Source organism: Novosphingobium resinovorum (assembly GCF_001742225.1).
In the GTDB taxonomy this organism is placed as follows: Bacteria; Pseudomonadota; Alphaproteobacteria; order Sphingomonadales; family Sphingomonadaceae; genus Novosphingobium; species Novosphingobium resinovorum_A.
On sequence record NZ_CP017075.1, the window covers coordinates 201,188 to 220,993 of the forward strand.

At 66.1% G+C, this 19,806-nt stretch carries 19 protein-coding genes; 7 read left to right on the plus strand and 12 right to left on the minus strand.

All coding sequences use genetic code 11. The annotated features are described in order from the left end of the window. Positions 1–225: 225 nt before the first annotated feature. The 4 genes from BES08_RS00755 to accD form a co-directional block, all read right to left on the minus strand. A complete protein-coding gene (locus tag BES08_RS00755; RefSeq protein WP_069707423.1) occupies positions 226–1,173 on the minus strand; it encodes an acetyl-CoA carboxylase carboxyltransferase subunit alpha in 948 nt (315 codons plus the stop codon). A gap of 148 nt (positions 1,174–1,321) precedes the next feature. Beyond that, positions 1,322–2,674: an acetyl-CoA carboxylase biotin carboxylase subunit gene (gene accC, locus BES08_RS00760; protein WP_008832224.1), complete on the minus strand. Its 1,353-nt coding sequence runs from the start codon at positions 2,672–2,674 to the stop codon at positions 1,322–1,324. Between the two features lie 13 nt (positions 2,675–2,687). Next, a complete protein-coding gene (gene accB, locus BES08_RS00765; RefSeq protein ID WP_069707424.1) occupies positions 2,688–3,149 on the minus strand; it encodes an acetyl-CoA carboxylase biotin carboxyl carrier protein in 462 nt (153 codons plus the stop codon). Beyond that, positions 3,146–3,994 carry an acetyl-CoA carboxylase, carboxyltransferase subunit beta gene (gene accD / locus BES08_RS00770; RefSeq protein WP_008832222.1) on the minus strand — a complete coding sequence of 283 codons (849 nt, stop codon included), beginning with the start codon at positions 3,992–3,994 and terminating at the stop codon, positions 3,146–3,148. Before accD ends, accB begins: the two co-directional genes overlap by 4 nt. Before the next feature lie 466 nt (positions 3,995–4,460). Between accD and fdhD the strand changes: the two genes are divergently transcribed. The 4 genes from fdhD (at position 4,461) to BES08_RS00790 (ending at position 7,685) form a co-directional block, all read left to right on the plus strand. After that, positions 4,461–5,282 carry a formate dehydrogenase accessory sulfurtransferase FdhD gene (gene fdhD, locus BES08_RS00775; RefSeq protein WP_069707425.1) on the plus strand — a complete coding sequence of 274 codons (822 nt, stop codon included), beginning with the start codon at positions 4,461–4,463 and terminating at the stop codon, positions 5,280–5,282. A 75-nt stretch (positions 5,283–5,357) separates the two neighbouring features. Beyond that, positions 5,358–6,566 carry a toxic anion resistance protein gene (locus BES08_RS00780; RefSeq protein ID WP_008832220.1) on the plus strand — a complete coding sequence of 403 codons (1,209 nt, stop codon included), beginning with the start codon at positions 5,358–5,360 and terminating at the stop codon, positions 6,564–6,566. Positions 6,567–6,572: 6 nt separating this feature from the next. Further along, positions 6,573–7,283, plus strand: a complete 711-nt coding sequence (locus BES08_RS00785; RefSeq protein WP_069707426.1) for a hypothetical protein — start codon at positions 6,573–6,575, stop codon at positions 7,281–7,283. Between the two features lie 48 nt (positions 7,284–7,331). After that, entirely contained in the window at positions 7,332–7,685 is a 354-nt protein-coding gene (locus BES08_RS00790; protein ID WP_008832218.1) for an EthD domain-containing protein, read from the plus strand. Positions 7,686–7,862: 177 nt separating this feature from the next. Here BES08_RS00790 and BES08_RS00795 read toward each other — a convergent pair whose 3' ends face one another. After that, complete coding sequence (locus tag BES08_RS00795; protein ID WP_036522505.1) at positions 7,863–8,672, minus strand: SDR family NAD(P)-dependent oxidoreductase; 810 nt, start codon at positions 8,670–8,672, stop codon at positions 7,863–7,865. Positions 8,673–8,792: 120 nt separating this feature from the next. Beyond that, entirely contained in the window at positions 8,793–9,263 is a 471-nt protein-coding gene (locus tag BES08_RS00800) for an Lrp/AsnC family transcriptional regulator (RefSeq protein ID WP_069707427.1), read from the minus strand. A gap of 99 nt (positions 9,264–9,362) precedes the next feature. Between BES08_RS00800 and putA the strand changes: the two genes are divergently transcribed. After that, positions 9,363–12,974: a trifunctional transcriptional regulator/proline dehydrogenase/L-glutamate gamma-semialdehyde dehydrogenase gene (gene putA / locus BES08_RS00805; RefSeq protein WP_069707428.1), complete on the plus strand. Its 3,612-nt coding sequence runs from the start codon at positions 9,363–9,365 to the stop codon at positions 12,972–12,974. A gap of 178 nt (positions 12,975–13,152) precedes the next feature. Then, a complete protein-coding gene (locus tag BES08_RS00810) occupies positions 13,153–13,689 on the plus strand; it encodes a dihydrofolate reductase family protein (protein ID WP_069707429.1) in 537 nt (178 codons plus the stop codon). A gap of 19 nt (positions 13,690–13,708) precedes the next feature. Here BES08_RS00810 and BES08_RS00815 read toward each other — a convergent pair whose 3' ends face one another. After that, entirely contained in the window at positions 13,709–14,911 is a 1,203-nt protein-coding gene (locus BES08_RS00815; protein WP_051586694.1) for an MFS transporter, read from the minus strand. 177 nt (positions 14,912–15,088) lie between these two features. Between BES08_RS00815 and BES08_RS00820 the strand changes: the two genes are divergently transcribed. Then, positions 15,089–15,430, plus strand: a complete 342-nt coding sequence (locus BES08_RS00820) for a hypothetical protein (RefSeq protein WP_069707430.1) — start codon at positions 15,089–15,091, stop codon at positions 15,428–15,430. Between the two features lie 185 nt (positions 15,431–15,615). Here the strand turns inward: BES08_RS00820 and BES08_RS00825 are convergent, their stop codons facing one another. Genes BES08_RS00825 through cobA form a run of 5 tightly spaced genes read right to left on the minus strand, consistent with a single transcriptional unit; the run spans position 15,616 to position 19,605 of the window. Then, a complete protein-coding gene (locus BES08_RS00825; RefSeq protein ID WP_069707431.1) occupies positions 15,616–16,434 on the minus strand; it encodes a phosphoadenylyl-sulfate reductase in 819 nt (272 codons plus the stop codon). 28 nt (positions 16,435–16,462) lie between these two features. Beyond that, positions 16,463–16,897: a DUF934 domain-containing protein gene (locus BES08_RS00830; protein ID WP_008829551.1), complete on the minus strand. Its 435-nt coding sequence runs from the start codon at positions 16,895–16,897 to the stop codon at positions 16,463–16,465. Then, positions 16,890–18,524 carry a nitrite/sulfite reductase gene (locus BES08_RS00835; RefSeq protein WP_069707432.1) on the minus strand — a complete coding sequence of 545 codons (1,635 nt, stop codon included), beginning with the start codon at positions 18,522–18,524 and terminating at the stop codon, positions 16,890–16,892. Before BES08_RS00835 ends, BES08_RS00830 begins: the two co-directional genes overlap by 8 nt. After that, positions 18,524–18,820: a DUF2849 domain-containing protein gene (locus BES08_RS00840; protein ID WP_069707433.1), complete on the minus strand. Its 297-nt coding sequence runs from the start codon at positions 18,818–18,820 to the stop codon at positions 18,524–18,526. Before BES08_RS00840 ends, BES08_RS00835 begins: the two co-directional genes overlap by 1 nt. Next, entirely contained in the window at positions 18,817–19,605 is a 789-nt protein-coding gene (cobA, locus tag BES08_RS00845; RefSeq protein ID WP_008829548.1) for a uroporphyrinogen-III C-methyltransferase, read from the minus strand. Before cobA ends, BES08_RS00840 begins: the two co-directional genes overlap by 4 nt. Positions 19,606–19,806: the final 201 nt, after the last annotated feature.

Genomic DNA, 19,806 nt, shown 5'->3' on the forward strand with positions numbered 1-19,806 from the left:
TTGGGGGTGTTGCGGTCCAACAGCATTAATCGGACATGGCGTGCGAGAAATTGGAGCGGGGGCGTTCGGGGACACGCGGGGGGCTTCGACAAGCTCAGCCTGAGCGGGATTGAGATACTGCGCTACCTCCGCTCACCCTGAGCTTGTCGAAGCCCCCGCAGCCCAAGCCAACAGCCGTGCCGTTCACGGCCAGCGGTCCCGGATCAAGTCCGGGACAACGGATGATCAGAGCGAACCGATCGCCAGGAAGCGGTCTTCGCGCTGGCGGACTAGCTCAGCGCTCGAACGGCGGCTCAGCGCATCGAGTTCGCGGCCGACCGCATCGGCCAGCGCGCGTGCCGTCGCGGCGGGGTCGCGGTGAGCGCCGCCGGTGGGTTCGGGGACGATGCCGTCGATGACCTTGAGGCCCAGCAGGTCCTGCGCCGTCACCTTCATCGCGGTCGCCGCATCCGCAGCCTTGTCGGGCGTGCGCCACAGGATCGAGGACGCACCCTCGGGCGAGATCACCGAGTAGACCGAGTGCTCCAGCATCAGCACGGTGTTGGCGGCGGCGATCGCCACCGCGCCGCCCGAGCCGCCTTCGCCTACGATCACCGCCACCATCGGCACGCCGAGGGCAAGGCAAGCCTCGGTCGAGCGGGCGATGGCTTCGGCCTGGCCGCGTTCCTCGGCCTCGACGCCGGGGAAGGCGCCTGCGGTATCGACCAGCGTGACGACCGGCAGGCCGAACTTGCTGGCCATCTCCATCAGGCGGATCGCCTTGCGGTAGCCTTCGGGCTTGGCCATGCCGAAGTTGTGCTTGATGCGGGTGGTCGTGTCGTGGCCCTTTTCGTGGCCGATGACCATGACCTTGCGGCCGTCCAGCGTGGCGAGGCCGCCGATGATCGCGGCGTCTTCACCGTAGAGGCGGTCACCGCCCAGCGCGACGAAATCGGTGAAGATCAGGCGCAGGTAATCGACGAAGTGCGGGCGCTGCGGATGGCGCGCCACTTGCGTCTTCTGCCAGGGGGTCAGCTTGGCGTAAGTCGCCTCCAGCATGCCGGAGCTTTTCTTGGCGAGCTTGTCGATCTCGCTCTCGATGTCGAGGTCGCTGCCGTCGGCGGTGGCGCGCAGTTCGGCGATGCGCGCTTCCAGCTCGGCGATCGGCTTTTCAAAATCGAAGAACGAAATCATGTCAGTCTCTCAAATACGCTCGGCTTGGTCTTGAAGCCGGCCATTACCCTACATTCGTCATTGCGAGGGGCGATAGCCCCGCGGCAATCCAGAGCCGCCTAAGCTGCCCTGGATTGCTTCGCTTCGCTCGCAATGACGAGCGAAGGGTTCAGTCGGCGGCGCGTTTCGCCAGCCAGTCTTCCAGCCACTTGATCGTGTAGTCGCCTGAGTTGAACTCGGGGTCCTCCAGCAGTGCCTGATGCAAGGGAATCGAGGTCTTCACACCGTCGATCACCATCTCGCCCAGCGCACGCTTCAGGCGCATGATCGCGCCGTTGCGGCTGCGGCCGGAGACGATCAGCTTGCCGATCATCGAATCGTAGTACGGCGGGATGCGATAGCCGGCGTAGAGCCCGGAATCGACGCGCACGTTCATGCCGCCTGCCGCGTGGTAGCCCGTGACCTGACCCGGCGAGGGTGTGAAGTTCCACGGGTCTTCCGCGTTGATGCGGCACTCGATGGCGTGGCCCTTGAACTCGATCTCGTGTTGCTTGAACGACAGCGGCTGGCCGTCGGCGATGCGGATCTGTTCGCGCACCAGATCGACGCCGGTGATGGCCTCGGTCACCGGATGCTCCACCTGCAGGCGGGTGTTCATCTCGATGAAGTAGAACTCGCCGTTTTCCCAGAGGAACTCGATCGTGCCCGCGCCGCGATAGGCCATGTCGGCCATCGCCTTCGAGACGATGCCGCCCATGCGGTCGCGCTCTTCCGGCGTGATGACGGGCGAGGGGGCCTCTTCGAGCACCTTCTGGTGGCGGCGCTGCAGCGAGCAGTCGCGCTCGCCGAGGTGCACCGCTTCGCCGTTGCCGTCGCCGAACACCTGGAATTCGATATGGCGGGGGTTGCCGAGGTACTTTTCCATGTAGACCGTGGCGTCGCCGAAGGCCGCCTTGGCCTCCGAACGGGCCTGGCCCATCTGGCTCTCAAGCTCGTCGGCCGAGTTCACGACCTTCATGCCGCGACCACCGCCGCCCGAAGCGGCCTTGATGATGACCGGGTAGCCGATCGTCTCGGCCAGCGCGCGTGCCTCGTCGAAGTCCTCGATCGCGCCGTCCGAACCGGGGACCAGCGGCAGGCCGAGGGCACCGGCGGTGCGCTTGGCCTCGACCTTGTCGCCCATCGTGCGTATGTGCTCGGGCTTGGGGCCGACCCACTTCAGGCCGTGCGCCTCGACGATCTCGGCGAAGCGGGCGTTCTCGGAGAGGAAGCCGTAGCCGGGATGCACCGCGTCGGCCTGCGTGATCTCGGCGGCCGAGATGATGGCCGCGACGTTGAGGTAGCTGTCCTTGGCGGCGGGCGGACCGATGCAGACCGCGTGGTCTGCCAGGCGCACGTGCATCGCGTCGGCGTCGGCGGTGGAGTGGACCGCGACGGTCTCGATGCCCATCTCGTGCGCGGCACGGTGGATGCGCAGCGCGATTTCGCCGCGGTTGGCAATCAGGAGGCGCTTGATGGCCATGTCAGTCCCGCTCTCAGCCGATCACGACGAGCGGCTGGTCGTATTCGACCGGCTGCTGGTTGTCGACGAGGATCGCGGTGACGGTGCCCGCCTTGGGCGCGACGATCTGGTTCATGACCTTCATGGCCTCGACGATGAGGAGCACGTCGCCCTGCTTCACGGTCTTGCCGACCGAGATGAAGTCGGGCGCGCCCGGCTCTGCGGCGAGGTAGACGGTGCCGACCATCGGCGACTTCACGGCATCGACCGGCGCGGCGGCAGCGACGGGCGCGGCCTCTGCGGCGGCGGCAACCGGCGCGGCGGCAGCGGCAGGCGCCGGAGCATAGCCCATCGGCGGCAGGCTGGCGGCCATCTGCTGGACCATCTGGCGCGAGACGCGGATCTTGCGATCGCCGTCCTCGACCTCGATCTCGGTCAGGCCGGTGTCGGCCAGCAGCTCTGCGAGCTCGCGTACCAGGGCGCTATCGATATTCACGCGACTTCCTTTCGTGCAAGATAACCGAGCAGCGTTGCCAGTGTGTCTTTCAGGTCCTTGCGGTGGACCACCATGTCGACCATGCCGTGGGCATGGAGGTACTCGGCGCGCTGGAAGCCGTCGGGGAGTTTTTCTCGGATCGTGTCCTGGATCACGCGCTGGCCGGCAAAGCCGATGAGCGCGCCGGGTTCGGCGATCTGCACATCGCCGAGCATGGCGTAGCTGGCGGTGACGCCGCCGGTGGTCGGATCGGTCAGGACGACGATATAGGGCAGGCCCGCGGCGGCAAGGCGGCGGGTGGCCACGGTGGTCTTGGGCATCTGCATGAGGGACAGGATGCCCTCTTGCATGCGCGCGCCGCCCGCTGCGGTGACGATGACGTAGGCGCAGTTTTCGGCGATCGCCTTCTCGGCACCGGCGACGAAGGCTTCGCCCACGGCCATGCCCATCGAGCCGCCCATGAATTTGAAGTCCTGCACGCCCAGCACGGCCTTGGCGCCGTTGACGGCACCGAAGGCGTTGGTCAGCGCATCGGGGTAGGGGTTGGCGGCGCGGGCGGCCTTGAGGCGGTCGGGATACTTCTTGGTATCGCGGAAATTCAGAGGGTTCTCGGGAACCTTGGGGGTCGGCAGGACGGTATAGCCGGTGTCCAGCAGCAGGTCGAAGCGGGCCTTGGCGCCGATGCGGCCATGGTGCTCGCACTTCGGGCAGACCGAAAGATTGGCCTCAAATTCCTTGATGAAGAGCATCTCGCCGCAGCTGGCGCACTTCATCCAGAGTTCGTCGGGCGTATCGCGCTTGGCGAGGCTCGATATGGAATTTCGGACTTTGTCGAGCCAACTCATTCGATTTCGTACCAATCCTGCGGAAAAAGGGCCTTCGAGACTGGCCTTCTTCCCCCCTGTGTTTCGGCGCGTCTCGTGCGCGTACGGCGGCGACCCGGGAAACGCGCCGGAGCCGTACGAGGCGCGCCCATTAGAGGAATCCGCGTGATGGTCGCAAGCCAATTCGCCCCAGCCTGTGGGCAACTGCGTGGCGCAGGCATCGCCGGGGCGTAACGGAGCGGCGATATGATGGGCTCGATTGGATACGAAAACCGGGAGTAATCGGCGCTGACTGCACGCATTCTATGCAATCGTATTCATACGCTTTCCCTAAGGGGAAAGGGCGAGTTTTCGTCGTCCCGGACTTGATCCGGGACCGGCGGCGGTCTTTAGAAGCGACATTGTGTGATGCGCCTCGCCGCCACGTGGGTCGTTCACGGCCAGCGGTCCCGGATCAAGTCCGGGATGACGAAGGGAATGCCTCCTCATGCACACTCCTGGCTCCACCTCCAGCGCCGTGCGCCGCAGCACTTATGGCAACGCGCCGGGTGACGCCTTCGACTTATCCATTCCCGTCGAGGCGCCCGTGGCGATCGAAACCAACGGTATTGCCTATGCGGTGATGATGGCGACCCCGCTGGCGCTGGAGGATTTCGTCACCGGCTTCCTGATGGCCGAGGGGCTGGCGCTGGCTGGCGAGGTCGGGGAAGTCGCCGTTCATGCGACCGACGAGGCCGAATGGGGCAGCGGTTATGTCGCGCGGGTGAACCTGCCGCCCGAGCGGCTTGGGCCCATCCTCGAACGCGCGCGGCGGCGGGTGGGCGACAGTTCCTGCGGTATATGCGGGATCGAGGGGGTGGAAGCCGCACTGCGCCCGCTGCTGCCGCTGGCCCGGACTTCCGAAGCGAGCCCGCAGGCGATCCGGCGCGGTCTCGACGCCATGCGCGAGGGTCAGGTGCTGGGCAAGCGGACCCGCGCCACGCACGCCGCGGCGTTTTGCAGCGAGGCGGGCGAAGTGCTGGCGCTGCGCGAGGATGTCGGGCGGCACAATGCGCTGGACAAACTGGTGGGCGCGCTCGCCCGTGCCGCGATCGATCCGGCGCACGGATTCATCGTCATGACCTCGCGCTGTTCCTACGAACTGGTCGAGAAGACCGTGCGGGCCGGGTGTCCGCTGCTGGTGACGATCTCGGCGCCTACCGACCTCGCGGTACGCCGGGCGCAGGCGGCGGGGCTGCGGCTCGCGGTGGTGGCGCGCGAGGATTCCATGCTCATGGTCGATCCCGGTAAGCGGTTCGTCGAAGGCTGAACCCCGGTTATCCTTGCAGACAGGCCTGAGCGCACATAGGTTCGCGGACAACCGGGTTTTTCACGAGGACTACACATGGCTACGGCCACTGAAACTGCTGGCGAACTCAAGCTCACTCCCCCCGATCCGGTGCCGACCGTCGCGCCTGAGCGTGCGGCGGGTCTCGTGGCCATCGGGGACGAGGCGAAGTCCAAGCTGCAGGTGCGCGTGGACGAGTTCGTCGACGACCTCGTCTCGCAGGACGCCGCCTCGCCCGATTTCGGGCGCAAGGTGGACCAGATCACCAACATGGGGCGCAAGGAAATTTCCGACGCCTCCAGCCATTCCAACCGCTTCCTCGATCGCCCGGTGCGGGCGATGGACAAGGATGCGGGCGTGGGTGCCGATCTTGCCGAACTGCGCCGCACGGTCGAGGACCTCGACCCCAGCCGCAAGGGCAAGCTGCTGGAGCCGCGCAAGATCTTCGGGGTGATCCCCTTCGGCAACAAGCTGAAGAACTACTTCGACGGCTACCAGAGCGCGCAGGGTCATATCAGCGCGATCCTCGCCCGCCTGCAGGGCGGCAAGGACGAACTGCTGATGGACAACGCCGCCATCGACGTCGAGCGCCAGAACCTGTGGGCCGCCATGGGCAAGCTCGAACAGATGATCTACATGGCGCGCACGCTGGACCAGGCGCTGGAGGACAAGGCCAACGACCTCGACCACACCGACCCGGCCAAGGCGAAGGCGGTGCGCGAATCGGCTCTGTTCTACGTGCGCCAGCGTACGCAGGACCTGATGACGCAGATGGCCGTCTCGGTGCAGGGCTATCTGGCGCTGGATCTGGTGAAGAAGAACAACGTCGAACTGGTGAAGGGCGTGGACCGCGCTTCGACCACCACGGTCGGCGCGCTGCGCACGGCGGTGACGGTGGCGCAGGCGATGGCGAACCAGAAGCTGGTGCTCGACCAGATCACCGCGCTCAACACGACGACCGCGAACATCATCGACGGCACCGGCCAGATGCTCAAGGACAACACCGCGCGCATCCACGAGCAGGCGGCGAACTCGACGATTCCCTTGGAGACGCTCAGCCGCGCCTTCCAGAACATCTACGACACGATGGATTCGATCGACACTTTCAAGCTGAAGGCGCTCGATTCGATGAAGCAGACGGTGACCTCGCTGGAGGGCGAGATCAGCAAGTCCAAGGCCTACATCGCCCGCGCGCAAGGGCAGTCCGAAGGTCTGGCGGCGGGCGACGATGCCGCCGCGAAGACTTTGCTGGAGGCTCTGGACTAACCGACGATGGCTCAGCTTCCAGCCAAGACCTCGCAGCGCGTATCGCAGGACATCGTGCGCGCCGCGCGGCGCCAGCGGGCCGCGCGCATCTACAACGCGCGCAAGGAGCAGTGGCGCTTTCGCATGCGCCGGTTGCGCCGGGCATTCCTGGCGATGGCGGGCATCTACATCGCCGGGCTGGTCGCGGCCCTGGTGCTGGGCGGGGTGTCGTTCACCGCCGGGCTGCTGACGTTCCTGCTGGGAGTGGCGGTCTTCGTGGTGCTGTCGATCTTCCCGGCCACCCCGCGCACGCATGTCGAGGATTTGAACGCCGCCAGCCTGCCGGAACTGGCGGGTTCCACCGAGCTATGGCTGGAAGGCAAGCGCAAGGCGCTGCCGACCGCCGCCGTCGATGCGGTGGACATGATCGGCGTGCGCCTCGAACAGCTGGCCCCGCAGCTGGCGATGCTCGACGAACGCGGTCCCGCGGCGCGCGAGGTTCGCAAGCTGCTGACCGAGCACTTGCCTGAGATGGTCAACAGCTACACCCGCATCCCCGCGCAGCTACGTGGGAAGACCGGCTCTGGCGGCACCTCTCCGTCTGAGCAGCTGGTCGACGGCCTGTGCGTGATCGCCGACCAGATCGAGGCGATGAGCGAGGATTTGTCCCGCAATGACGTCGATGCGCTGGCCACGCGCGGACGGTTCCTCGAAGTGAAGTACCTCGACAAGGAGTGATCGCGGGGGCGGCGCGCGCCGGGTCAAGGGCCGTGCTATCGGACCCGGATGCACAAGATCCTGCTGTTCATGAAGCGTCGGCCGGACATTTCGGTCGAGGCATTCCGCGACTATTACGAGACGCGCCATGCGCCGCTGGCCGCGAAATATTCTCGCGGGGTGACACGCTATATCCGCCGTTACGTCGATCCGCAGCCGCATCCGGAAACCGGCGCGTTCATCGATGGCCCGGACGTGATCACCGAACTGTGGTTCGCGGATGAGGCCATCTACCGCGCGACGCTGGCCTACATCACCACCAGCCTGATGCCGGACGACATCGTCGAGGACGAGAAGAACCTGTTCGACCGCGCCTCCTTCCGCATCGCCACGGTCGTGGAGCGGGAGACGGATTTCGGGTGAAGGGCTAGGCCCACCCCGTTGCGACTAGGCAGCAAGCTGCCAAGTCTCGCTCCCCTCCCGCTCGCGGGAGGGGCTGGGGGTGGGCTCTACCACCGCAACCCCTCTTCCTTCGGCTTCCACGTCCTGCCGGTCCTTGAGGTACGCGACGGTCGTGGCAATGTCGCTCCCAGCCTCCCGTCACTGCGCGTTGCCCCTGGTATTGAGCAGGCCGATGATCCCCCCATCCACGCGAATGTCCACGCCGCTGACGTAGGACGCGGCGGGCGAGCACAGGAATTCCGCGACAGAGGCGATTTCGTCGCCCTGACCCATGCGCTGCTGCGGGACCATGCCGATCATGGCGCGGAGCTGTTCGTTCGCCTCCGCCTCGGCATTGCCCATGGGTGTGGCGATGAAGCCCGGTGCGATCGAGGCGATGCGCAGGCCCTTCGCGCCGAAGGCGGGGGCGTCGCGCTCGACGATGCCGATCACGGCGCGCTTGGAGATCGCATAGGCCATGCCCGGATGGTCCATGTAACCGGCGATGCCGCTGCGCTCGCCGGTGGTCACGAACGCGCGGATCGCGTCCAACAGCGCCGGGTCGCCCAGCATGTAAGCGGAGACCGAGGAGATCAGCACCGCGCAGCCCCCCACCTCGAAGTGCGGCAGCAGCCCCGCAACCAGTCGCTCGGTGGCGTCGTAGTTGACCGCGAAGATGCGCGGCCCGTCGCTCATTGTCGGCGAGAGCCCGGCAGTGTGGACCAGCGCCGAGATCGGGGCGCCGCCCAGCGCGGCGACGATCCGCGCGGGAAAGTCCCCGGCGGCGATGTCGGCGGCGAGAATGTCCACTTTCCCGGCGGCGGGGCGCAGTTCCTCGGCCAGCGCCTCCAGCCTCACAGGGTCGAGGTCGCACAGCAGGAGCGGGCGGCCCTGCGCGGCGAAGCGCTGCGCCGCGGGACGGCCCATGCCGCCTGCGGCTCCGGTGATGACGACGGTTCCGGTGGTCATGCTCTCTCCTCGGCGGGGTCTGTTTGCGCAAGGTGCTAGCCCGGCGGCCGGGCGCGCGACAGGGCGGCGTTGCAGGTCATCGCCAAGGCGTTCCATCCGGCGTTCACACCGCCATAACGATCAGCTGCTGGCATCCTTCACCGTCTCCATCGCCACGAACGTGGACGTGCTGGCGACGTGCGGCAGGCTGGAGATCTTTTCCCCCAGCACCACCCGGTAGCGGCGGATGTCGGCCGTGCGCACCTTGAGCAGGTAGTCGAAGCTGCTGGCGATCATGTGGCATTCCTCCACTTCGGGAATGCGTCGCACGGCGCGGTTGAACTCGGTCAGCGCGCTTTCGCGGGTGTCGGACAGCTTCACTTCGGCGAAGGCGACGTGATCGAGCCCGAGGCTGGCGGGATCGACCACCGCGCGAAACCCCCGGATCACGCCGCTTTCCGTCAGCCGCCGCAAGCGTACCTGGCACGGAGTTTTCGACATGCCGACCGCCTTGGCAAGGTCGGTCACGGTGATCCGGCCATCGGAGCGCAGGACCGCGATGATCTTGCGGTCCAGTTCGTCCAGTTCGACCGGTTGAGAGCTCTTTGCCATGCGATATGCCTTCAATGGGGAGTCAAAAAAGTCAAACCGGATATTTCCGTGCCGTTGAAAAGGCAGAACGACAAGCGCGAATCGGCTAGCATCGCTTGCATGACCACGCCCGCCCTCTCGCCTTTTGGCCAGTTCGCTCCTGCTGTTCGCCCGATGACCCCGCTGCGCCGCGCCATCGCCGATGCGCGCCGCCGGGATGAGGCCGAGTGCCTTGCCCCGCTGCTGGGCGCCGCGACGCTGGATGCGGACCTGAAGGCCAAGGTGCGCGAGACGGCCACCGCGCTCGTCACCACGCTGCGTGCCAATCACAAGGGCACCGGGGTCGAGGGACTGGTGCAGGAATATGCGCTCTCCAGCCAGGAGGGCGTGGCGCTGATGTGCCTTGCCGAAGCGCTGCTGCGCATTCCCGACCACGCCACCCGCGACGCGCTCATCCGCGACAAGATCGCCGACGGCGACTGGAGCGGGCACCTCGGCGGCGGCAAGTCGCTGTTCGTCAACGCGGCCACATGGGGACTGGTGGTGACCGGCAAGCTGGTCGGCTCGGTGGACGACAAGGGCCTCGGCGCGGCGCTGACCCGCCTCGTCGCGCGCGCGGGCGAGCCGGTGATCCGGCGCGGCGTGGACCTTGCCATGCGCATGATGGGCGAGCAGTTCGTCACCGGCGAAACGATCGACGAAGCGGTCAAGCGCGCGAGGGAACTGGAAGCGAAGGGCTTCCGCTACAGCTACGACATGCTGGGCGAGGCGGCCACGACCGCCGCCGATGCACGTCGCTACTATGCCGACTACGAGAACGCGATCCATGCCATCGGCAAGGCGTCTGCGGGCAAGGGCATCTACGAGGGCCCCGGCATCTCGATCAAGCTCTCGGCGCTGCATCCGCGCTATGCCCGCGCGCAGGCGGCACGCGTGATGGGCGAACTGCTGCCCGACGTGAAGGCGCTGGCGCTGATGGCCAAGAGCTACGACATCGGCTTCAACATCGATGCCGAGGAAGCCGACCGCCTCGAACTCTCGCTCGACCTGCTGGAAAGCCTTGCGCTCGATCCGGAGCTGGCGGGCTGGGACGGCCTGGGCTTCGTGATTCAGGCTTATGGCAAGCGCTGCCCCTTCGTGATCGACTGGATCGTCGATCTTGCCCGCCGCGCCGGTCGCCGGATCATGGTGCGGCTGGTCAAGGGCGCCTACTGGGACGCCGAGATCAAGCGCGCGCAAGTGGACGGCCTTGCCGACTTCCCGGTCTATACCCGCAAGGTCCATACCGACGTGTCCTACGTCGCCTGTGCCCGCAAGCTGCTCGCCGCGCCCGACGCGGTGTTTCCGCAGTTTGCAACGCACAACGCGCAGTCGCTGGCGACGATCTATCGGCTCGCAGGCCCGGACTTCGCTGTCGGCCAGTACGAATTCCAGTGCCTCCACGGCATGGGCGAGCCGCTCTATTCGCAGGTCGTCGGGGCCGACAAGCTGAACCGCCCCTGCCGCATCTACGCGCCGGTCGGCACGCATGAGACGCTGCTCGCCTACCTCGTGCGGCGCCTGCTGGAGAACGGCGCGAACTCCTCGTTCGTCAACCGCATCGCCGATCCTGCGGTGCCGGTGGAATCCATGGTCGCGGACCCGGTCGAAGTCGTGCGCGCCATGCCTCGCCCCGGTGCGCGCCATGATCTGATTGCCGCGCCTTGCGGCCTCTATCCGGACCGCCGCAACTCCGACGGCATCGACCTGACCGATGAGATCGCCCTCGAAGCTCTGGCGACGGCGCTGGCAGCTTCGGCAACGGCGCAATGGACCGCGGCACCGGAAGGCGCGAAGGGAGAGGGCCGTCCGGTCCGCAACCCGGCCGACCATCGCGACGTGGTCGGCACCGTGATCGAACTCGCGCCCAGCGAGGCGGCCGCTGCGATCGCCCGCGCTGCCGCCTCGAACTGGAGCATGGTCCCGGTCGATCAGCGCGCCGCCATGCTCGAACGCGCGGCAGATGCGATGCAGGATCGCATGCCCGTGCTCATGGGGCTGGCCATGCGCGAGGCGGGAAAATCCGCACCCAATGCGATTGCCGAAGTGCGCGAGGCGATCGACTTCCTGCGGTACTACGCCAAAGCGGCCAAGGATACCTTAGGTGCCGTTAAGGCACCTTTGGGTGCCGCCGTGTGCATCTCGCCGTGGAACTTTCCGCTGGCCATTTTCACCGGCCAGATCGCGGCGGCGCTGGTCGCGGGCAACCCGGTCCTCGCCAAGCCGGCCGAGGAAACCCCGCTGATCGCCGCGGAATCCGTACGCATCCTCCACGAAGCGGGCGTCCCCGCCGACGCGCTGCAGTTCATGCCGGGCGGCGGAGATCTCGGCGCCGCGCTGGTCGCCGCACCCGGGACGGCGGCGGTGATGTTCACCGGCTCCACCGAAGTCGCGCGCCTGATCCAGCGCCAGTTGGCGACCCGACTTTCGCCGGAAAACCGCCCAATTCCGCTGATTGCCGAGACCGGCGGCCAGAATGCGATGATCGTCGACAGCTCCGCGCTGGCCGAGCAGGTGGTGGCCGACGTCATCGCCTCGGCCTTCGACAGCGCGGGCCAGCGCTGCTCCGCACTGCGGGTGCTGTGTCTGCAGGAAGACGTTGCCGACCGGACACTGGCGATGCTGCGGGGCGCGTTGGCCGAACTGAAGGTGGGCAACCCGGACCGCCTCGCCATCGACATCGGCCCGGTCATCACCGCCGAGGCCCAGGCCAACATCGAACGCCACGTGGAAAAGATGCGCGCCAAGGGCTGCCGCGTCGAACAGGTTGCATTGGGGAAGGGCGCGGAAAACGGCACTTTCGTAGCCCCTACGATCATCGAGATCACCGGGATCGACCAGCTTGAGTGCGAGGTTTTCGGCCCGGTCCTGCACGTCGTGCGCTTCCGCCGCGATGATCTCGGCAAACTGGTCGAAAGCATCAACGCGACCGGCTACGGCCTGACCTTCGGTCTCCACACGCGCCTCGACGAGACGATGGCGCGCGTGACCGGCGCGATCCGCGCGGGCAACCTCTACGTCAACCGCAACACCATCGGCGCCATCGTCGGCGTGCAGCCCTTCGGCGGGTGCGGTCTCTCCGGCACCGGGCCGAAGGCGGGCGGGCCGCTCTACCTAGGCAGGCTCACCCGGCAGGCTCCGCAGGTCCTGACGCCACCCGAAGAAGCGCCCATGTTGCTGACGGTTTTTGCGGACTGGCTGGACAAGCATGGCGAGCCCTCTGCCGCCGGTCGCGCGCGTGACCTCGGCCGCTCTTCGGCGCTGGGCTTCGAGGCCGTGCTTCCCGGCCCGGTCGGCGAGCGTAACCTCTATGCGCTCCACCCGCGCGGCCGCATTCTCCTGCGACCGGCCACCCGCGAAGGTCTGCTGGGCCAGATGGCGGCGGTTCTGGCGACAGGCAACACTGCGACGGTGGAAGGCATGGACTTGCCTGAAGGTCTGCCCGCGAAGATCGCCGCGCGCTTCCATGCCAATCCGGGCGAGTTCTTCGCTGCGTGCCTCGTCGAAGGGGACGTTCAGGCGGTGCGCGGGGCGTGCGACTCGGCGGCGAAACTGCCGGGGCCGATCGTGCCGGTCCACGTCTGGACCGGGCATGACACTGGACCAAACGGGGCGTGGCTGCTGGAGGAAGTATCCACTTCCATCAACACCACGGCTGCCGGAGGCAACGCCAGCCTCATGATGATTGGCTGATTCGGTCGGCAAACTATTGTGAAAACACGTAATGCCCCGCCGCATTTCGGCGGTGGGGCTCGTGCTGTCGTAAACGGGCAACAATCCGCCGGAATCCGCGAAACCTGTACCAAAGACTGAGATTAGTCTCGTTGCGACCACACCGCGTTGGATTACAATGCAGGCGGGAGTAGGACATATGGGCAGACTGATCGTCGATGCCGCCTCGAGCCTTGATGGCTTCTGGGCTGATGCTCGCGGACGGAGCGTGTTTTGCACCTCCGAACTGCATGGTTCTGGCTTGTCCGGCAGACTGGACAAAGTCTGCGGCGCGGTGGTCATGAGCCGCCGGTCCTTCGAACTGTCCGAGGATACCGGATGGATCGCGGATGCCTATTCAGGAAAAACCCCAGTCTTCGTTGTGACTGATGCGCCCTTGGCAATTCCCTTGCTCGGGGAGTTTCATTTCGTCCCCACTTATGCCGAAGCTTTCGCCGCCGCGCAGGATGCAGCGGGCGACAGCGCGGTTCTCGTTGTTGGAGAGGCCGGTGCGGTCAATGCCGCTCTACGTTCCGGCCATGCAGATGAAATCTGGCTGCGGATGATGTCGCGCACGCTGGGTAACGGCGCCGCGCTGTTCGAGGACGACATCCCGGTCGAGAACTACTTCGTGTCCGAACTCGATACCACGGCGGATGCCGTCCACATGCATCTTGAGCGCAAGCTGGAGGCCTGAGTTTCAGGGGGGCTGACCGTTAAGCGGGGCAGGGCTCCAGCGTTTCGCGCTTGTGCAGCGAGATGGTGACCAGGAATACCGCAAGACCGCCCAGCGCCAGGCAGGCGCCGATCCAGCCGGTCGAGGTCAGTCCAAGACCGGCCGAGATGGCCATGCCGCCCAGCCACGGGCCAATGGCGTTAGCCGTATTGAAAGCGCTGTGGTGCGCGGCGGCCGCTAGCGCCTGCGCATCGCCCGCCACGTCCATCAGGCGCGTCTGCAGGATCGTGCCGAGCCCGCCGCTGAAGCCGATCAGCAGCACTACGATGCACAGGGTCCAGATATTGCCCGCCATCAGCGAGAACAGTGCAAGCGACACAGCGCTGAACAGCAGGGCGCAGATGGCAGCCTTGGTCTGCGCCCGGTCGGCGACCCAGGCCCAGAACAGGTTGCCCACTGTCATGCCGACGCCGAAGATCGCCAGTACGGCGGGGACGAGCTTTTCCGAAACGTGCGTGACCTCGATCATGGTCGAGGCGACGTAAGTGTAGACGCAGAACAGTCCGCCGAAGCCGATCGCGCCGGTGAGCAGGGTCAGCAGCACTTGCGGACGGCGAAGCGCGCCGAGTTCGCGCAAGGGGCTCGCGCTCTCGTCGGCGGGCTGGTGCGGGGCGTAGAGCGCGACGAGCGCCATCGTCAGGATCGCGAGACCGGAAACGACCGCGAAGCCGCTGCGCCAGCCGATCGCCTGCCCCAGCCAGTTGGCGGCGGGTACGCCGATGATCGTTGCCACCGTCAGACCCGACATGACCATGGCGACCGACTGCGCGCGCTTATTCGCGGGCACCATCGACGCGGCGACGAGGGCGGCAATGCCAAAGTACGCGCCATGCGGCAGGCCGCTGACGAAACGGCACAGCAGCAGCAAGTCATACGTCTTGGCCATGGCCGAGATGCCATTGCCGATGGCGAACAGCGCCATCAGGCCGATCAGCAGGCGGCGGCGCTCGATCTTGGCGGCGAGCACGGCGATGACCGGTGCGCCGACGACTACGCCCAGCGCATAGGCACTGATCGCGTGACCGGCCTGTGGCTCGGTCAGGCCGAGATCGCGGGCGAAAAAGGGTACGAGGCTCATCGCCGCGAACTCGGTGGTGCCGATGGCGAATGCACCCATCGCAAGCGCAAGGATGACGAGCGCGGGGTGGGTCGCGCGGGTGGAGGCGGAAGGGGGCTGAGTCATGTTGCGTTGCAACATAGAAACAAAGGCGCGGTCAGGCTAGCTACCTGGCGGTGCAAATTCCGCAACATCGCGGTGAATAAGCTGCATCGCAAGTTGCAGGGGCCGCATTCGGACGTTTGCCGGGACCGCTCCGGCACTGTAGTGGCCTTCGCGATTTCAGGCAATTCAGGCAGAGCCATGGCCCGCAAATATTCCAAGCACGGACCCTACGAAGACCTGCATCGGGAGGAGGAGGAAGCTCCGGTCGAGGCCGTGCCGTGCTGGCTTTGCGGCCGGCCCACGGGCGAGACCATCGTGTGGCATCATCCGGTGCCCAAGAGCCGCGGCGGGCGCGATGTCGTGCCGATGCATCCGATCTGTCAGCAGACGGTCATCGCGAACTTCACGAACTCCGAACTCCAGCGCTTCGGTACGGACGTGGACGCGCTGTTGATTTACCCGAACATCCGCAAATTCGTGGACTGGGTGGCGAAGAAAGACCCCGATTTCAACGCGGCGATCACCAAGAAGCAGCGGTGAGACGGTTGGTGGGGCGTTGTTACCCACCCCGCTGCGACTAAGGCCTTCGGCCCAAGTCTCGCTGCCCCTCCCGCAAGCGGGAGGGGGAAGGCGCGTCAGCCCTCCCGTGTGCGGGAGGGCCGGGAGGCTTGGGAGCGAAGCGAACTAGCCGGACGGGGTGGGCTTCGACGCCAACCCCGGCCGCCTCAGAACACCGGATCGAAGCCCGGCGGCAGTTCGCTGGCCGGGCCGCTCTTGTCCTCGCTGCCGGGGACATGGATGCCGCATTCGGTCTTGTCCCAGCCCTTCCAGCGACCCGAGCGCGGGTCTTCGCCCGGCGCGACCTTGCTGGTGCAGGGCATGCAGCCGATCGAGGGATAGCCTTCCGCCACCAGCGGGTGCGCGGGCAGTTCATGCTCGGCGATGTAGGAGGCGAGACGCTCGGCCGACCAGTCGATCAGCGGGTTGATCTTCAGGCGGCCCTGTGCGTCCGTCGTGTCGATCTCGAAGCGCGGCAGGTGCGAGCGGGTCGAGTTCTGGAACGACTTGCGGCCGGTGAAAGACGCATCGTAATGCGCCAGCGCCTTGGCGAGCGGCTTGACCTTGCGGATCTCGCAGCAGCCGTCGGGGTCCCACGACCAGCGCAACCCGTTCTCGTCCTTCTTGGCGATTTCCGCCTCATCGGGGACGAGGTTGATCAGGTTGGTCAGGCCGAGGCGCGCGATCAGGGTGTCGCGATAGGCCAGCGTCTCGGGGAAGTGCTTGCCCGTTTCGAGGAACAGCACCGGCACGCTGGGGTCCACGCTCGCGACGAGGTGGAGCAGCACCGCGCTTTCCGCGCCGAAGCTGGAAACGATTCCCACATCGCCCGCCATTCGCTCCTTCAGCAGCGTCTCGAGCATCTCGCTCGTGTCGGTGCCGCGGAACAGGCGGTTGAGACGCACCGCATCGGCCTCGGTGAACCGGGCGGAAGTGTCGATGCGGTCCCTGATACGGTCTTCGTTTTCAGCTTCGGTACGGAACATAGGGATATCCCTTCTGGCCCTTCGGGGCTTACGCCGGGTGGCGCTTGGCCCAGATGGCCTGCCTGCCGTCGATCGCGGTGGCCTGGTATACGTTGTCCCACCGCTCGAAGGCGTTCTTCGCATCGGTGGTATTGAGCGCCTTGTCGGGCGCGAAGGCATCGAAGCCGCAGCGGCGCATGTGGTGCAGCATGTCGATCACAAGATCGCCCACGCCGCGCAGCTCGCCGGCATAACCGGCTTCACGCAGAATGCGGGCGGCGGAGTAGCCGCGCCCGTCGGTCCACGCCGGGAAGTTGACTTCCACCAGCGCGATCCGGTCGAGGTAGGGCAGCAGCGCGCGGGCGTCCTCGCCCGGCTCGATGCGCACGGCGGTGGCGTTCGACTGTTCGGAGAACGCATCCACGGTGACGGCAGGGTCGTTGACGGCCTCGTCGTCACGGAAGCGGAACTGGACGTCAACCATAGATGGCCTCCTTGAACGGGTCCATGCCGATACGGCGATAGGTGTCGAGGAAGCGCTCCTCGCCCTGCTTGTTGGCGAGATAGACTTCGGTGGCCTTTTCGATCGCGTCGACCACGCCGTCCTCGGTGAAGCCGGGGCCGATGATCTTGGCGAGCGAGGTGTCCGCGCCCTCGCTGCCGCCGAACAGGAGCTGGTAGTTTTCCAGGCCCTTCTTGTCGACGCCGAGGATGCCGATGTGGCCCGCGTGATGGTGGCCGCAGGCGTTGATGCAGCCCGAAATCTTGAGCTTCAGCTCCCCGATCTCGGCCTGCTTCTGCGCCGAACCGAAGCGCTCGGAAATCTTCTGCGCGACCGGGATTGAACGGGCGTTGGCAAGGCTGCAGTAGTCGAGGCCGGGGCAGGCGATGATGTCGCCCACGGTGTCGAGGTTGGCAGTGGCGAGGCCCGCTTCGTCGAGCGCCTGCCAGACGGTGTAGAGGTCGGCCTTCTTCACGTGCGGAAGCACGATGTTCTGGGCGTGGGTGACGCGCAGTTCATCGAACGAATACTCGGTACCCAGCTTCGCCATCAGGCGGATCTGGTCGGCCGAGGCATCGCCGGGGATACCGCCGACAGGCTTGAGGCTGATCGTCGCGATGACGTAGCCCGGAACCTTGTGCGCGGTGGTGTTGCGCTCCACCCAGAGGCGGAAGTCGGGATCGGAGAGGTCCAGATCGTTGGACAGGCCGGTCTCGAAGGCGGGATCGACGAAGTGTGCCTTGATCCGCTCCAGTTCGGCGAGCGGCGGCTCGATCGGCTGGGTCAGCAGGTGCGCGAACTCCTCCTCGACCTGGCGGACATATTCGTCGCGGCCCAGTTCGTGGACGAGGATCTTGATGCGCGCCTTGTACTTGTTGTCGCGGCGACCGTAGCGGTTGTAAACGCGCAGGCACGCTTCGGAGAAGGTGATGAGCTGGTCTAGCGGCACGAAGTCGCGGATCAGCGGCGCGATCATCGGGGTGCGGCCCATGCCGCCACCGGCATAGAACTGCGCGCCGATCTCTCCGGCGTCATTACGCACCATCTTGATGCCGATGTCGTGCAGGCGCATCGCCGCGCGGTCGGTCTCGGAGGCGATCACGCAGATCTTGAACTTGCGCGGCAGTACCAGGAATTCCGGGTGGAAGCTGGACCACTGGCGCAGCAGTTCCGCATAAGGACGCGGATCGATGATCTCGTCGGCGGCGGCACCGGCGAACTGGTCCGAGCTGATGTTGCGGATGCAGTTGCCGCTGGTCTGGATCGCGTGCATTTCCACCTTCGCCAGCTCGGCGAGGATGTCGGGCGTCTCTTCCAGCTTGATCCAGTTGTACTGGATGTTCTGGCGGGTGGTGAAGTGGCCGTAGCCGCGGTCGTACTTGTCCGCGATGTCACCCAGAAGGTGCATCTGAGCGCCGCTCAGCGTACCGTAGGGCACCGCGACGCGCAGCATGTAGGCGTGGAGCTGAAGGTACAGGCCGTTCTGCAGGCGCAGCGGCTTGAACTGGTCCTCGGTCAGTTCCCCAGAGACGCGGCGGCGCACCTGGTCGCGGAATTCCTCGACCCGCACATCGACCATCTGCTGGTCGTATTCGTCGTACTTGTACATCAGATCACCCAGTTCAAAGCGGCGGGGTCGGACGGCTTCAGCGTCAGGTCGAGGCGCACGGTCGGCCCAAAGGCGCGAATGCGCTCCTTGATGTGCGCGGGGCGCACGCCTTCATCGGTCTTCTCGCCATCGACGACATAGGCCGCGAAAACGTTCTGCACGCCTTCTTCCCGTGCGATGATCGCAGCCCCGTTGTCGCCGACATCGGCGCTGTCGTTCACGTCGAGCGACCAGCCATGGCCGGTCCACCAGACCACGGCCCCGCTCTTCAGGTCGTTGCCCGTCAGGATCTTCACTGCATTGCCTCCAGCGCCAGGGCGCGAATGGTGTTGTCCGCCGAGTCATGGTCGGCGGCGACCGAGCCGATAACGATAAGCGCGGGGCTTTGCACCTTCTGACTTTCGACAAGATGCGCAAGACCGGCCAGCGGAGAGCGCAGGACACGCATATCGGAGCGGGTGGCCTTCTCGATAATTGCCACGGGCACGTCGGGCGCGAGGCCATCGGCGATGAGCTTTTCGGAGATCTGCGCGGCCGTGGCGATGCCCATGAAGATCACCAGCGTGCGGCCCTTGCCGGCAAGGCCGGACCAGTCCTGCTCGGATAGGCCCTTGCACTGGCCCGCCACGAAGCTGACGATCGAGGCATGGTCGCGGTGAGTGAGCGGGATCTGCGCAGCGGCCGAAGCGCCCAGCGCCGAGGAGATGCCGGGCACGACCTCGACCGGGACGCCCGACGCGTGGCAGGCCTCGGCCTCTTCGCCGCCGCGTCCGAACACGAAGGGATCGCCGCCTTTGAGGCGCACGACGTCGTTCCCCGCCAGCGCCTCGCGCACCAGCAGGGCGTTGATATCCTCCTGCTTCATGGTGTGGCGCGAACGGGCCTTGGCGACCGAAACCAGCTTTGCTGTAGGCCGCGCCATCGCCAGGATCGCGGGATCGACGAGACCGTCGTGGACCACCAGCGATGCGCTCATCAGCAGGCGTGCGGCACGTAGGGTCAGCAGATCCGGATCGCCGGGGCCTGCACCCACAAGGTACACCTTGCCCACGCGGGGCATCTTGGAGGGATTCGCGGTCATGGTGTGGCGCAAATGGGCGCGATGATCGCCGGATGCCAGCCATAATGGCTTTGAGGGGGCTAAGGGGAGCTTTACGCTGGCCGGATTGCCGCGTTTCCAAGGGAGTTCACAGAAAATTACGCATGACTTCGGTGCTTCATTAGTCCCGGCTCTAACCGAATCTTAACCTAACTTGTGGACGTTCGCCTCACACATGGAGGT